Genomic DNA, 12,779 nt, shown 5'->3' on the forward strand with positions numbered 1-12,779 from the left:
ACTGAGGTGATCCGCATGAAACAGTCTGCCCCATCCACACCACGCTCCACGTCGGCTGCCCGCACGTCCAACGCCGCCACACTGGCTGCCCGTGCGCAGCAAACCCTGGCCGATCCGCGCTGGGCCGATGTGCAGGGCCGCCACGCTGCGGCCGACGGCCGCTTTGTCTATGCGGTGCGCAGCACCGGCATTTTTTGCCGGCCCTCGTGCAGCTCGCGGCTGGCCAAGCCCGAGAACGTCCGCTTTTTTGACACCGCCGCGCAGGCCCAGGCCGCTGGCTACCGCGCTTGCAAGCGCTGCCAGCCCGATAACCCCGCCAAGCCCAGCCATGCCGCGCTGGTGGCCCAGCTGTGCGGCTGGATCGCCACCGCCGAAGAAGAGCCCAGCTTGGCCGAGCTGGCCGAGCGCGCCGGCATGAGCCCCTTCCATCTGCAGCGTGTCTTCAAGGCGGCGGTCGGCGTATCGCCCAAGGCCTATGCCAAGGCACAGCGCCGGCAGCGCCTGCAAACCGCGCTGGGAGATGCGCAGGAGGCGCCCCGCGTCATCGATGCGATCTTTGATGCCGGCTTTGCCAGCACCGCGCAACTGTACCGCGACAGCCAGGCGGTGCTGGGCATGACGCCGCGCCAGTACCGCACCGGCGGCGTGGCGCAGCAGATTCGCTTTGGCGTGGCCGAATGCAGCCTGGGCCCGATTCTGGTGGCTGCCACCGCACAGGGCATTTGCGCCATCTTGCTGGGCGACGATGCCGATGCGCTGGTGCAGGACCTGCAGCAGCGTTTTCCCAAGGCCCAGCTGGCTGGTGGCGATGCCGACTTTGAGCGCTGGATGGCGCAGGTCATCGGCTTTGTCGACGAGCCCACGCGCGGCCTGGCACTGCCGCTGGATGTGCGCGGCACTGCCTTCCAGCAGCAGGTCTGGCAGGCGCTGCGGCTGATTCCGGTCGGCAGCACCGTCAGCTACAGCGAGCTGGCGCGCAAGCTGGGCATGCCCCAGGCCAGCCGCGCCGTCGCTGGCGCCTGCGCGGCCAATGCGCTGGCCGTTGCGATTCCCTGCCACCGGGTGGTGCGCAACGATGGCGGCATCTCCGGCTACCGCTGGGGCGTGGAGCGCAAGCGCGCGCTGCTGCAGCACGAGGCCGAGCTGGCGCCCCAGGCCCCCCGGGTGGCCCGCCATGGTTAAGCGCCTGGCCTGTGCCGCGCAGGCCGCGTTGCCGCTGGATGAAGCGGGGCCTGCGCCGCTGTTGCAGGCCGGCTCGGCACCATCCGGTGCCGGTGGCGCAGATGTGCAGGCCGAGGCAGCCCTGCAGCGCTATGACTGGATTGCGGTGGGCCGCCAGTTGGACCGCCAAGGCTGGGGCCTGCTGCCGGGTTTGCTGGATGCGGCGCAGTGCCAGCAGATGGCCGCGATGTACGGCGAGGCGGCGCATTTCCGCAGCCGCATCCAGATGCAGCGCCATGCCTTTGGCAGAGGTGAGTACCAGTACTTTGCCTACCCGCTGCCAGCGCTGCTGCAGGCCTTGCGCACGGCGCTCTATGCGCGGCTGCAGCCCGTGGCGGAGCACTGGCGCCAGCAGCTCGCATCCGCCACGCCGCCCTGGCCTGCGCAGCATGCGGCCTTGCTCGCCCAGTGCCATGCAGCGGGCCAATGTCGGCCCACACCGCTGCTGCTGCGCTATGGCGCCGAGGATTACAACTGCCTGCACCAGGACCTGTATGGCGCGCTGGTGTTTCCGCTGCAGGTGATCGTGCTGCTGTCGCAGCCGGGCGAGGAGTTTGACGGGGGCGAGCTGGTGCTGACCGAGCAACGCCCGCGCATGCAGTCGCGCGTGCAGGTGCTGCCGCTGCAGCGTGGCGATGCGGCCATCATCGCGGTGCGCGAGCGGCCGGTGCAGGGCACGCGCGGCAGCTACCGGGTGCAGCACCGGCATGGGGTGTCCACGGTGCTGCGCGGCCAGCGCCATACGCTGGGCATTGTGTTCCACGACGCGGAATAGCCGTAGCGCATGGAAACAGCTGTGACTGCATCGCCCGCCCTCCATCCCCTATAGTGGGGAACCGCGCCCGCCGCCGCCTTCCGCACGCCCTCCCATGCCCCTGGTCCTGAGCACCCAAGTCGCCCTGCCTGCCAACTACCGCCCGCAGGACATGCTGGCCCTGCATGCCCGGGATGCCCTGCAGGCTTCCGAGAAGGTCGAGGGGCTGCGGGTCAGCAAGGGCTTGACCTGGCAAGGCCGGCCTGCGCTGCTGGAGCTGGAGCTGGTGGAGGGCGCCACCCAGGCCGTAGCCAGCCTGGCGGTCGATGGGCCGGCCGACACCGGCGCTACCGGAGACGGCCCAGCCGCACTGGATGCGATGGTGGCGCGCATGCTGGGCCTGGGCGAGGGGGCAGACCAGCTGGCGCTGCAGCATGGCAAGCACCCGGTGCTGGGCCCGTTGCTGCTGAGCCAGATGGGTCTGCGTGTGCCCGCCAGCAGCAGCCCGTTCGAGGCCCTGGTATGGGCGATCACCGGCCAGCAGATCAGCGTGGCGGCAGCCATTGCACTGCGCCGGCGGCTGATTGCGGCCACGGCGCTGCAGCACAGCAGCGGCATGCTCTGCCACCCTGATGCCGCTGCGTTGGCGGCATTGACGCCTGAGCAACTGCGCGCCGCAGGCTTTTCGGTCAGCAAGATCGCGACGCTGGAGCGCGTTTGCGCTGCCGTGCTCGACGGCAGCCTGCCGCTCGATGCCTGGGCCACGCAGCCCTTGCAGGCGCAAGACGCCCAGGCGATTGAGGATGCGCTGCTGGCCGTCAAGGGCATTGGCCCCTGGACGGTGCACTACGCACTGCTGCGCGGCTTTGGCTGGCTGGACGGCAGCCTGCATGGCGATGTGGCGGTGCGCAATGCGCTGGCCCGCTTGCTCGATGTGCCCAGCGTCTCGCAGCGCGAGGCCGAGCAATGGTTGGGCGCGTTTGCGCCCTGGCGGGCGCTAGTGGCGGCCCATCTCTGGGCCAGCCTGTCGGCCAAAAGCTACTGAGGGGTGGCAGCGGCTGCTGGCAGTGCATCGCCATGGGCCGGGCGCAGCAGGGCCAGCACCACCAGGGCCGAGAGCGTGGCTATCGCCGCCAGCACCTGCAGCAGCTGTGCAAAGGCCTGGCCATAGGCCTTTTGCAAACCAGGTGCAGCTGCCGCATAGTGCTGGGCGGGCAGCAAGGCCAGCGCCTGGCGCAGCTCACCCATCGCCAGTTGCTGGGCGGCAGTCTGCAGGCTGGCCACCTCCAGGGATGCCGGCAGGTGCGGGGTGATAAAACCGGCCAGCAGCGCGGTCACCATCGCCAGCGCAATGCCTTCACCGGCTACCCGCACGGTGCTGAAAATACCGGTGGCCATGCCCGCGCGTTCCTTGGGCACCATGCTGACCGACAGCCCATCCATCAGGCCCCAGGGCAGGCCCGCGCCGCTGCCGATCAGCAACAGCGGCAGCACACGCGCCATGCCACCGGCCTCCACGGGGATCTGCGCCAGCCACAGCAGGCCGCCGGCCGCGAGCAGCAAGCCCGCTGCCGAAATGGGACCGGGGCCGAACCAGCGCGTCAGCCAGGCTGCGGCCAGTGGTACCACCAGCATCGGCGCGGACAGCGCCAGCATCCACCAGCCGGCCGCCACCTCGCTGTAGCCGCCAATGCCGATCAGCTGCAGCGGCAGCAGCACCAGCAGCACCACGTAGCAGTAGCAGGTGGCGATCGGCAGCACCTGCACACCGACGAAGCGCGGGTAGCGGAACAGACTCAGGTCCAGCATCGGGCGCGCCACCCGCCGCTCCACGGCGACGAAGAGCAGCAGCGCGGCAGCGGATGCCAGCAGCAATGCGATGACAAGCGGGCTGTGCCAGCCCCGTGCAGCCGCCTCCACCATCGTCAAGGTCAGCAAGGCCAGCGCGCTGGTGAACAGCAGCGCACCGGGCCAGTCCAGGCCCTGGGCCTGCGGATCGCGCGACTCGCGCATCGCGGCGATGCCCACCAGCAAGGCCAGCAGCCCCAGGCCGGTACAGAGCGCAAAACCGGCCTGCCAGCCGGCGCGCTCCATCAACCAGCCCGTCAGCAGCGGGCCAAAGGCCAGGCCGGTGCCAAAGGTGGTGCCCAGCAGGCTGAAGGCCTGCGCGCGCTGCGCCGCTGCAAACTCCTGCGCCAGCGCGGCTGTGCCACCGGCCAACGTGGCAGCAGCGGCCACGCCTTGCAGCGCGCGCAGCAGGTCAATCTGCCACACGCTGCGCGCCTGTATCAGCCCCAGGCCCGCGAGGCAAAAGGTCGACAGGCCCAGCAAGAACAGCCGCTTGCGCCCCCACTGGTCAGCCAGCGCGCCGGCGGCCATCAGACAGCTGCCAAATCCGAGCATGAAGGCATTGGTGATCCAGCCCAGGCTGGTGGCGCTGCCACCCAGTGCGCGGCCAATCGCCGGCGTGGCCACGGCCCCGCCAGAAAAACTCAGCGGCAGCACCAGCGCTGCCAGACAAACGGATGCCAGAACCATCCAGGGCCCGCGCCAGGCGGCGGGTAAAACTTGACGCATAGCCAACTCCTGCAAAAACACGCTGTGGAGCTTAATGAGGAATGGATAGCTAATAAACAGCCCAGTCGTTGTTTGATTAGCAACCAAATTTCCGTAATATGCGCGGATGGACAACCTGAACCACATCGCCGCCTTTGTGCAGGCGGCCGAGCGCCGCAGTTTTGTGGCCGCTGCCCGCGCCCTGGGCATCTCGGCATCGGCCGTCGGCAAAAGCGTGGCCAAGCTGGAGGCACAACTGGGCACGCAGCTGCTGGTGCGCACCACGCGGCGGGTGTCGCTGTCGCATGAGGGCGAGCTGATGTACACGCACTGGCGCCGCATTCTGGATGACCTGCAGGATGCGCAGGCACTGCTGTCGAGCACGCAGAGCAGCCCCCGGGGCTTGCTGCGCATTGGCCTGCCCACCATTGGCTACCGCTTCTTGCTGCCGGTGATTCCAGCCTTCCGCGCGCGCTACCCGGATATCGAGCTGGACCTGGACTTCAACGACCGGCTGGTCGATGTGGTGGAGGCGCGCCTGGATGCGGTGATCCGCAGCGGCGTGCTGGCCGACTCCAGCCTCAGCGCCCGGCGTCTGGGCCTGTTCCGCTTTGTGCTCTGCGCATCACCGGCCTATCTGGCGCAGCGCGGCCAGCCCCTGCGGCCCGAAGATCTGGCGGCGCATGACTGCCTGCGTTTTCGCTTTCCCACTTCGGGCAAGCTGCAGCCCTGGCAGATGGGCGGCGATAGCACCGACGCCGCGCAGGATGCCGCCGCCCACCCGCCAGCGCTGACCTGCAACAACATGGAGGCCTTGCGCGGCGCGGCGATCGGGGGCCTGGGCATTGCCTATATGCCCGATTTTCTGGCCCGCGACGCGCTGGCCGATGGCAGCCTGCAGACGGTGCTGGACGACTGTCTGACCTATGCCGGCCAGTTCAGCATCCTCTGGCCCTCGGGCCGGCTGATGTCGCCGCGCCTGCGTGTGTTTGTGGACTTTGTGGCCGAGCGGCTGTTCCAGCCATCTTCGTGATGACGGCACTGCAAGGGGCCATCAGCCCCCATGCGTGGGCGCTGCCACCAGCAGGATGAAATGCGCGACGCCCCGGCCTTCGTTGGCAAAGTGGTGCTCGGTGTCCATCGCCAGCTGGGCGCTGTCGCCGGCTTGCAGCAGCACGGAATCGGCCCCGGTGAAGACGCGCAGACTGCCGCTTTCGACATAGAACACCTCGCGCGTGCCCGGCCGGTGCGGCGCGAAGTGGCTGGAGGCCTGGCCCGGCGGCACGGTGTAGTGCAGCAGCTCCAGCCCCGGCAGCGGGCGGGCCAACGCCAGGCGCACGATGCCGGTGTCCTCATGGACAAAGCGCGCATGCGCGCCGGCACGCGTGATCTGTGCGGGCGCAGGGCTTTGCACCAGGTCGCTCAGCTCGCAGCCCAGGCCGCGGGCAATCGCCATGGCATTGCGCAGACTCACGCTGAGCAGGCCCCGTTCCACCCGGGACAGCGCCCCGGACGTGACGCCGCTGGCCTGGGCCAATTGGTCCAGGGTGATGGCCAGCTGCGCGCGGCGGGCGCGCACGGCCAGGCCGAACTGCAGGTCGGAATCGGTGCTGGGTGGGGAATTTTCAGTCGACATGGATTGACTATATTTCGTGTAGGAAATATTATTTGCCTATATGCAATTTCAACAAGCGCTCTCCCAATGTACCTGTTCTTGAGTGCGTCCCCGGTCCTGGCCGTCATCGCGGGGCTGTTGCTGGGGCTGCGTTCGCTGTATGCGGCGCTGACCGGTGTGGTGCTGGCACTGGCCGGCTGCCTGCTGGCTTTTCCGCTCAGCGCAGCTGCGGCGCAGCAGGCGCTGGCCAGCTGGATGCCGGTCCTCGTGGAGGTGCTGCTGATCGTGGGCGGCGGCCTGCTGCTGTCCGAAGTGCTGCGCGCTGCCGGAGCGCAAAAGGCGCTGGCGCAATGGGTGATGGGCCGCACCGGCGAAGGCGTGGGCGCTGTGCTGCTGGTCGTGCACGGGGTCACGCCCTTTGCCGAATCACTGACCGGCTTTGGCATTGGCATCACCATCGGCATTCCGCTGCTGGCGCACAGCGGTTTGCCGGCGCGCAAGATGGCGCTGATTGGCTTGCTGGGCCTCTGCGCCGTGCCCTGGGGCTCCATGGGCCCGGGCACCTTGATTGCGGCCACGATGGCCGGGATCGGCTTTGATGCGCTGGGTGTGGCGTCGGCAGCGGTGAGTGTGATTCCGATGGTGGTGGCCGGTGTGGCCGCAGCGGGGCTGGCCAGTGCGCCGGGCCGGCGTGCAGTAGCCATGCTGCAGGGTGCGTTGTCGGGCCTGATGCTGGCGCTGGCCATTGGGCTGAGCAATGCGGTGGCCGGCACCTCGGCCGCCGGCGCGCTGGGCGCCTTGCTGATGACGGTGCTCTGGCTGTGGCTGGGCCGGCGGGGCACAGGCGTTGTTGCGAGTGAGGCCGCTGCGCCGCTGGGCCCCTTGGGCTGGCGCGCGCTGGCCGCCTATGGCTTGCTGCTGCTGGGTGTGCTGGTGGCGGGCGCCGTGCTGCGCGCCTTGCAGGGCGCGGGTGCCTGGCATTTGCTGGCATCACCTGCGCTGTGGCTGTTTGTGGCGGCGGTCTGGTTTGCGCGCGGCCTGCCCGCAGCCAGCAGCCTGCAGCGGGTCTGGCAGTCCTGGCGCCAGGTGGCGCCGATCACGGGGCTGTTCATCGTGCTGGGCGTGGTGATGGCAGTATCGGGCATGGCTGCGCAGCTGGCCCATGCGTTGGCACAGGGCGGCAGTGCCTATGTGTTTGCTGCGCCTTTTGTCGGCGCACTGGGTGGTTTTGTGACCGGCTCCAACACGGGCGCCAATGCGATGTTTGCGGCCACCCAGGCCGAGATTGCGCAGGCCCTGGACGTGGCGGTGCTGCCGTTTATGGCGGTCCACAATGTCAGCGCGGCACTGCTGCTGATGGCCTCCCCCGGCAAGGTGGAGATGGCCTGCCAGCTGGTGCCCGGTGCTGCGCAGGCCGAGCGCGCCTGGGTGCAGTCCAGGGTGCTGCTGGTGACCGGGCTGGCGGTGCTGCTGATGGCGGCGCTGAATGTGCTGCTCAGCGTGTTGCTGGCGCAGCCGTAGGCATCACCGTGTTGGCCAGCTCAGGCAGCTGCGGCTGGGTCTGGCGCGCGGAGGTGCTGCTGAGCCAGCGGCCCAGGTGCTTGCGCTGGCAGACCTGCAATTCGCTCAGCAGCGCATGGCTGGGTTCGGGGATGTGCCAGCGGCTGCGCAGATCGGCCTGCATGCGCAGCAGCAGGTGGGCGGTCATCTCGGCATCGGCCAGTGCCCGGTGGGCCTTGTCGGCCGGCGGCAGTTCCAGGTAGCGCACGATCTTGCCCAGCGAGTGGCTGGGCGCCTCGGGGTAGAGGCGGCGCGACAGCAACACGGTGCAGGCAAACAGCTTGCCGGCAGGCGCTGCGGCCGGGCTGGCTGCGCCGCCTGCGCGTTCCAGCTCATCCAGCCAGAACTTGCTGTCGAACGATGCGTTGTGCGCCACCAGCGGCGCCGTGCCGACAAATGCTGCCGCCTCGCGCATCACCTGCTCTGCAGGCGCCGCCGCCTGCAGCATCGCGGTGGTGATGCCGGTGAGCTGGGTGATGAAGCCGGGCATGCGCTGGCCGGCATTCATCAGGTTCTGGTAGCGGTCCACGATGCGGCCGTTCTCGACCATGACGATGCCCACCTCGGCCGCCCGCGCGCCATGCGCCGGGCTCATGCCGGTGGTTTCAAAGTCGAGAATGGCGATGCGTTCGGACATGGACACGAGTCAATCAATTGGAAGGATCTAATGGTGGCAATACGTCAGCGAACTCCGCTTGAATGGCTCGATAATCATCTCTCCAACCCTCGAACGGAAGCAAAAGGGTCTGCGTATTGATCAGAAGCAGTCCGTTGGTGTTGCGTAAGACATCAAGTTGCTTGTCCAAAGGAATGTCTATCAGAGCATGAACATTGGCGTAGATTCCTCCATGGACGAAGGAGTGCATAACCTTACTCGTCACGCTGTAAAGCGCTACAAGCTTTTGATGAATCTGGGTGGTTGGAGGGTGCTTCGCAATGTCATCAAGCATATCCTTGATCATTTTCTGAGGAGCGGTTTCCTTGATGAGATCGCCTTCTGGTGGCGTCCAGAGACGCTCGAGCCAATCATCTTTGGCATATACACGGCACCAAATGGCTTTGACAACATGCTCGAATAGCGGGCGCACCAGGGTGTACGCAGGGAGTGCATTTTCGGCTGTGATGAGTAGCCACTGTGCGTGCGCTAAGTCCCGCGCAGCCTTTGATAAAGCTACGATGGTTAATTCACGTTTATCCGTTGTACTTCCTTCGACTCCGCTGCATAAATCTTCAATAGATTCTTGGAAAATTGCGTGCCGCTCGAGTCTTGGATCTAATGTGTCGTCCATTGCGTCCATATCGCTTTTGATCATCAGGTCACCGCGTTGATGCGGTTGAACTCGGGCTTCTGCCATTCGCCCGATTCCAGTACCTGGCGCAGGTGCTCGACCGCGTTCCACACGTCTTCAAAACGGGTGTAGAGGGGGGTGAAGCCAAAACGCAGAATATCCTTGTGCGGGCCCTTGCCGCCATCGCCCTTGCGGAAGTCGCCAATCACGCCCCGGGCGATCAGCGCCTGCACGATGGCATAGGCGCCGCTGCCCTGGCCGTCCACGCCCGCGCCGTCGTCGCGGGTCAGGCAGACCTGGGAGCCGCGCGCAAAGATATCACGCGGCGTGGCCAGGCCCAGGCCGTAGCCGGCGCAGCGCGTCTCGACCAGCTCGATGAACAGGTCGGTCAGTGCGATGGACTTGCGGCGCAGTGCCGCCATGCCGCCGTACTTTTCGGCTTCGCTGAAGATGTCCAGCCCGCACTGGAGGGCCGACAGCGCAATCATCGGCTGGGTGCCGCACATGTAGCGGCGGATGCCAGGCGCAGGCTGGTAGTCGCTGTTGAAGGCAAACTGCTCGGCATGGCCGAACCAGCCCGACAGCGGCTGCCAGAACTTGTCGGTATGGCGCGCATGCACCCAGACAAAGGCCGGCGCGCCAGGGCCGCCGTTGAGGTACTTGTAGCTGCAGCCCACGGCGTAGTCGGCGTTGGCGGCATTCAGGTCCACCGGCACGGCGCCGGCGGCATGGGCCAGGTCCCAGACGGTCAACACGCCCTGTGCATGCGCGTCGCGCGTGACCTGGGTCATGTCGTGCATATGGCCGGTGCGGTAGTTCACATGGCTGAGCAGCAGCACGGCCACGTCGGTGGTCAGGCAGGCGGGCAGCTCTTCGGGCTCGATCAGCACCAGCTCCAGGTTGTGCTGCTTGCACAGCGATTCGGCGATGTACAGGTCGGTAGGGAAATTGCTGCGCTCGCTGATCACCTTGGTGCGCGGTGCCGGGTCGGAGAACTCTTGCTGCGACAGGCGGATGGCTGCGCTCAGCACCTTGTAGAGGTTGACCGAGGTGGTGTCGGTGAACACGACCTCGCCGGGCTTGGCGCCAATCCAGGGCGCAAACTGGTCGCCCAGGCGCTGGGGCAGGTCGATCCAGCCGGCATCGTTCCAGCTGCGGATGAGGCCCTGGCCCCATTCACGCTGCACCACATCGGCAACGCGCGCCGCGGTGGCCTTGGGTAGCGGGCCCAGCGAGTTGCCGTCCAGGTAGATCACGCCTTCGGGCAGGTCGAACAGGTGGCGCAGCGGTGCCAGCGGCTCATGCTGGTCAACGTCGCGGCAGGCTTCCAAGGTGGTCATGGCTAGGTCTCTTTGTCAATGGTGGCGGGCAGGCGCTGGTGGGCCAGGCGCCTGCCGCAAGGGAGGAGGGGGTTCAGGCCGTGGCCTGATTGTAGGTGCCGGGCAGCGCGCGCAGCACGGCACGCACCGGCGATGCATCGGCCTGCACAAGCTTGAGCGGCAGCGCGATCAGCTCGTAGTCGCCTTCGGGCACAGCGTCCAGCACCAGGTTCTCCAGCACGCGCATGTCGTGGCGGCGAATGGTCTGGTGGCTGGGCAGGGCCTTGCTGTCAGCCGGGTCGATGCTGGCGGTATCGATGCCAATCAGGCGCACGCCCAGCGCGGCCAGGCGCTCGACGGTCTCGGCCGCGTAGCCGGTCAGGCCGGCATCCCACTGGGTCTGCGGCATCTGCTGGTAGGTGCGCACCAGCACACGCTCGGGCAGGTCGTCGCTGATCGCATGTTCGATGTGCTGCCATTCGATCAGCGGGCCGCAGCCGATGGCATGGACCACGCGGCAGCGGCCCAGGTAGGGCGCCAGATCGACCTGGCCGATGGTGGCGCCATCGGGCGCATAGTGCAGCGGCGCGTCGGCATGGGCGCCGGCATGCGGTGTGCTGGTGATGCTGGCCACATTGACCGGGCAACCCGGCCCGATGCTGGCCACCCATTGCTGCTGGTAGGGCGTGTCGCCGGGGAACACCGGCATGCCCACATAGACGGGTGGCGAGATGTCCCAGAGGCTTGGCGCAGAGTGAGGCGTGTTTGGCATAGCTGTGCAATGTATCAGCGCTTGCGGTACCAGATCAGGTAGACGGCGGTCATCACCAGCAGCATGGGCACGCCGATGAGGGTGGTCATGTGGAACACGTCGGTGAAATAGGTGGTGATGATGACGGCCAGCATCAGCACGGCGCCCAGCAGGGTCAGCACCGGAAAGCACCACATGCGGAACTGCAGGCGTTCGCCCGGATGCTCGCGCTGCCAGCGGCGGCGGAAGAACAAATGGGTGACAAACACCATGAACCAGGCAAACATGGCGCCGAACATCGAGATCGACATCATCAGTGTGAGTGATTCCTCGGGCTTGAGCACGTTGAGCACCATGGCCACGGCCATGCCCAGGCAGGAGATGGCAATCGCACCCATCGGCACGCCCCTGCTGTTGACCTTGCCCAGCGCTGCCGGCGCATAGCCGCCACGCGAGAGGCTGAACATCATGCGCGAGGTGACATAGAGCTGCGCATTCATCGCCGAGAGGCTGGCGACCAGCACCACAAAATTGAGCACACTGGCCGCGCCGGGAATGCCGACGATCTCCATCACCTTGACGAAGGGGCTCTTGTCGGTGCTGGCATGGCTCCAGGGCACGATGGCCAGCATCAAGGCCAGCGACAGCAGGTAGAACAGCACCAGGCGCAACACCGTGGTCTTGAAGGCCGAGGTGACCGCCTGGCGCGGGTTCTGCGCCTCACCTGCGGCAATCGCGATCGACTCCAGGCTGAGGTAGCTGAAGATGGCCACGATCACCCCCACCCAGGTGCCCCACCAGCCATTGGGGAAAAAGCCCCGGTCTGCGGTGTAGTTGGAAAAACCCACCCCCTCGGGCCGCGAGCCGAACACCACATAGGCGCCAATCAGGATAAAGGCGACGATGGCCACGACCTTGACCATGGAGAACACATACTCCATCTGCCCAAAGGCCTTGACGCTGGTGGCATTGACCGCAGCCAGCACGACCGAGAACAGCGCCACCCAGACCCACTGCTCCACCTCGGGGAACCAGTACTTCATGTACTTGCCCACCGCGGTAACCTCCATCCCCACGGCCAGCACCACGGCTGCCCAGTAGGCATAGCGCACCACAAAGCCGGCGAGCGGGCTGAGGTAGTGCTCGGCATAGGCGCCAAACGATCCGCTGGTGGGGTGCGCGACCGTCATCTCGGCCAGGCAGCCCATCAGCAGCAAACCAATGAGCGCGCCGATGGCGTAGCTGATGAGCACGCTGGGCCCGGCAAAGCCGATGGCAAATGCGCTGCCCATGAAGAGGCCGGTGCCGATGGCGCCGCCAATGGCGATCATCGTCATTTGGGCTGCAGTGAGTTGCTGCAGCAGCCCGCGTTCGCGGCGGGCAATCGATTCAAAAGGGGACACGGGTTTTTTGCCTGTTATGCCTGGGGTGGCGCTGGGGTGGCTTTGGTTGCTGCCTCTGCGCGCTGGAAGGTGGGGATTTTAGGATTTGTGGGAAATCCATGTCGCTTGTTTGTGACATGCCTGTTAGATGGGCATTTAACTTTGCAAGTTGTTGTTGGCCGGGTCTCGCCCCGGCGGGCGAGGTACTTTTCTTGCTCAGCCAAGAAAAGTACCCAAAAGAAGGCTGCCCCTGCTGACTGCGTCCCTTCGCTTCGCTGCGGGCAACCTGTGGTGCTCGGGCATGGGCTGCACCGCGAAACTCACTACGCGCC

At 66.7% G+C, this 12,779-nt stretch carries 12 protein-coding genes; 5 read left to right on the forward strand and 7 right to left on the reverse strand.

The window, feature by feature from the left end; all coding sequences use genetic code 11:
- Positions 1-15: 15 nt before the first annotated feature.
- The 3 genes from ada to ACHWUQ_RS12910 all read left to right on the forward strand — a co-directional run bounded on the left by ada (position 16) and on the right by ACHWUQ_RS12910 (position 3,020).
- Positions 16-1,182, forward strand: a complete 1,167-nt coding sequence (ada, locus tag ACHWUQ_RS12900) for a bifunctional DNA-binding transcriptional regulator/O6-methylguanine-DNA methyltransferase Ada (protein WP_394681377.1) — start codon at positions 16-18, stop codon at positions 1,180-1,182.
- Positions 1,175-1,996 carry a 2OG-Fe(II) oxygenase gene (locus ACHWUQ_RS12905; protein ID WP_394681378.1) on the forward strand — a complete coding sequence of 274 codons (822 nt, stop codon included), beginning with the start codon at positions 1,175-1,177 and terminating at the stop codon, positions 1,994-1,996. The genes ada and ACHWUQ_RS12905 overlap by 8 nt, the downstream gene beginning before the upstream one ends.
- Before the next feature lie 94 nt (positions 1,997-2,090).
- Positions 2,091-3,020, forward strand: a complete 930-nt coding sequence (locus tag ACHWUQ_RS12910) for a DNA-3-methyladenine glycosylase 2 (RefSeq protein ID WP_394681379.1) — start codon at positions 2,091-2,093, stop codon at positions 3,018-3,020.
- Here the strand turns inward: ACHWUQ_RS12910 and ACHWUQ_RS12915 are convergent.
- Complete coding sequence (locus ACHWUQ_RS12915; RefSeq protein WP_394681380.1) at positions 3,014-4,552, reverse strand: MFS transporter; 1,539 nt, start codon at positions 4,550-4,552, stop codon at positions 3,014-3,016. The genes ACHWUQ_RS12910 and ACHWUQ_RS12915 overlap by 7 nt on opposite strands.
- Before the next feature lie 106 nt (positions 4,553-4,658).
- Between ACHWUQ_RS12915 and ACHWUQ_RS12920 the strand changes: the two genes are divergently transcribed.
- Positions 4,659-5,564: a LysR family transcriptional regulator gene (locus ACHWUQ_RS12920; RefSeq protein WP_394681381.1), complete on the forward strand. Its 906-nt coding sequence runs from the start codon at positions 4,659-4,661 to the stop codon at positions 5,562-5,564.
- Between the two features lie 21 nt (positions 5,565-5,585).
- Here the strand turns inward: ACHWUQ_RS12920 and ACHWUQ_RS12925 are convergent, their stop codons facing one another.
- Positions 5,586-6,167: an XRE family transcriptional regulator gene (locus tag ACHWUQ_RS12925; protein WP_239809050.1), complete on the reverse strand. Its 582-nt coding sequence runs from the start codon at positions 6,165-6,167 to the stop codon at positions 5,586-5,588.
- Positions 6,168-6,233: 66 nt separating this feature from the next.
- On the opposite strand from ACHWUQ_RS12925, the gene ACHWUQ_RS12930 reads away from it, so the two are divergent.
- Positions 6,234-7,667, forward strand: coding sequence for an L-lactate permease (locus tag ACHWUQ_RS12930; protein ID WP_394681382.1), 1,434 nt, complete (start codon positions 6,234-6,236; stop codon positions 7,665-7,667).
- Here the strand turns inward: ACHWUQ_RS12930 and ACHWUQ_RS12935 are convergent.
- The 5 genes from ACHWUQ_RS12935 to ACHWUQ_RS12955 all read right to left on the reverse strand — a co-directional run bounded on the left by ACHWUQ_RS12935 (position 7,642) and on the right by ACHWUQ_RS12955 (position 12,468).
- Positions 7,642-8,343 carry a PolC-type DNA polymerase III gene (locus tag ACHWUQ_RS12935; RefSeq protein WP_394681383.1) on the reverse strand — a complete coding sequence of 234 codons (702 nt, stop codon included), beginning with the start codon at positions 8,341-8,343 and terminating at the stop codon, positions 7,642-7,644. The genes ACHWUQ_RS12930 and ACHWUQ_RS12935 overlap by 26 nt on opposite strands.
- 13 nt (positions 8,344-8,356) lie before the next feature.
- Positions 8,357-9,061: a DUF6988 family protein gene (locus ACHWUQ_RS12940; protein ID WP_394681384.1), complete on the reverse strand. Its 705-nt coding sequence runs from the start codon at positions 9,059-9,061 to the stop codon at positions 8,357-8,359.
- Positions 9,019-10,335, reverse strand: coding sequence for a kynureninase (kynU, locus tag ACHWUQ_RS12945; RefSeq protein WP_312461457.1), 1,317 nt, complete (start codon positions 10,333-10,335; stop codon positions 9,019-9,021). Before kynU ends, ACHWUQ_RS12940 begins: the two co-directional genes overlap by 43 nt.
- A 73-nt stretch (positions 10,336-10,408) precedes the next feature.
- A complete protein-coding gene (kynB, locus tag ACHWUQ_RS12950; RefSeq protein WP_239809046.1) occupies positions 10,409-11,086 on the reverse strand; it encodes an arylformamidase in 678 nt (225 codons plus the stop codon).
- 14 nt (positions 11,087-11,100) lie between these two features.
- Complete coding sequence (locus tag ACHWUQ_RS12955) at positions 11,101-12,468, reverse strand: amino acid permease (RefSeq protein WP_394681385.1); 1,368 nt, start codon at positions 12,466-12,468, stop codon at positions 11,101-11,103.
- Positions 12,469-12,779 lie beyond the last annotated feature (311 nt).

It is taken from the genome of uncultured Comamonas sp. (assembly GCF_964277875.1).
Lineage (GTDB): Bacteria > Pseudomonadota > Gammaproteobacteria > Burkholderiales > Burkholderiaceae_C > Comamonas > Comamonas sediminis.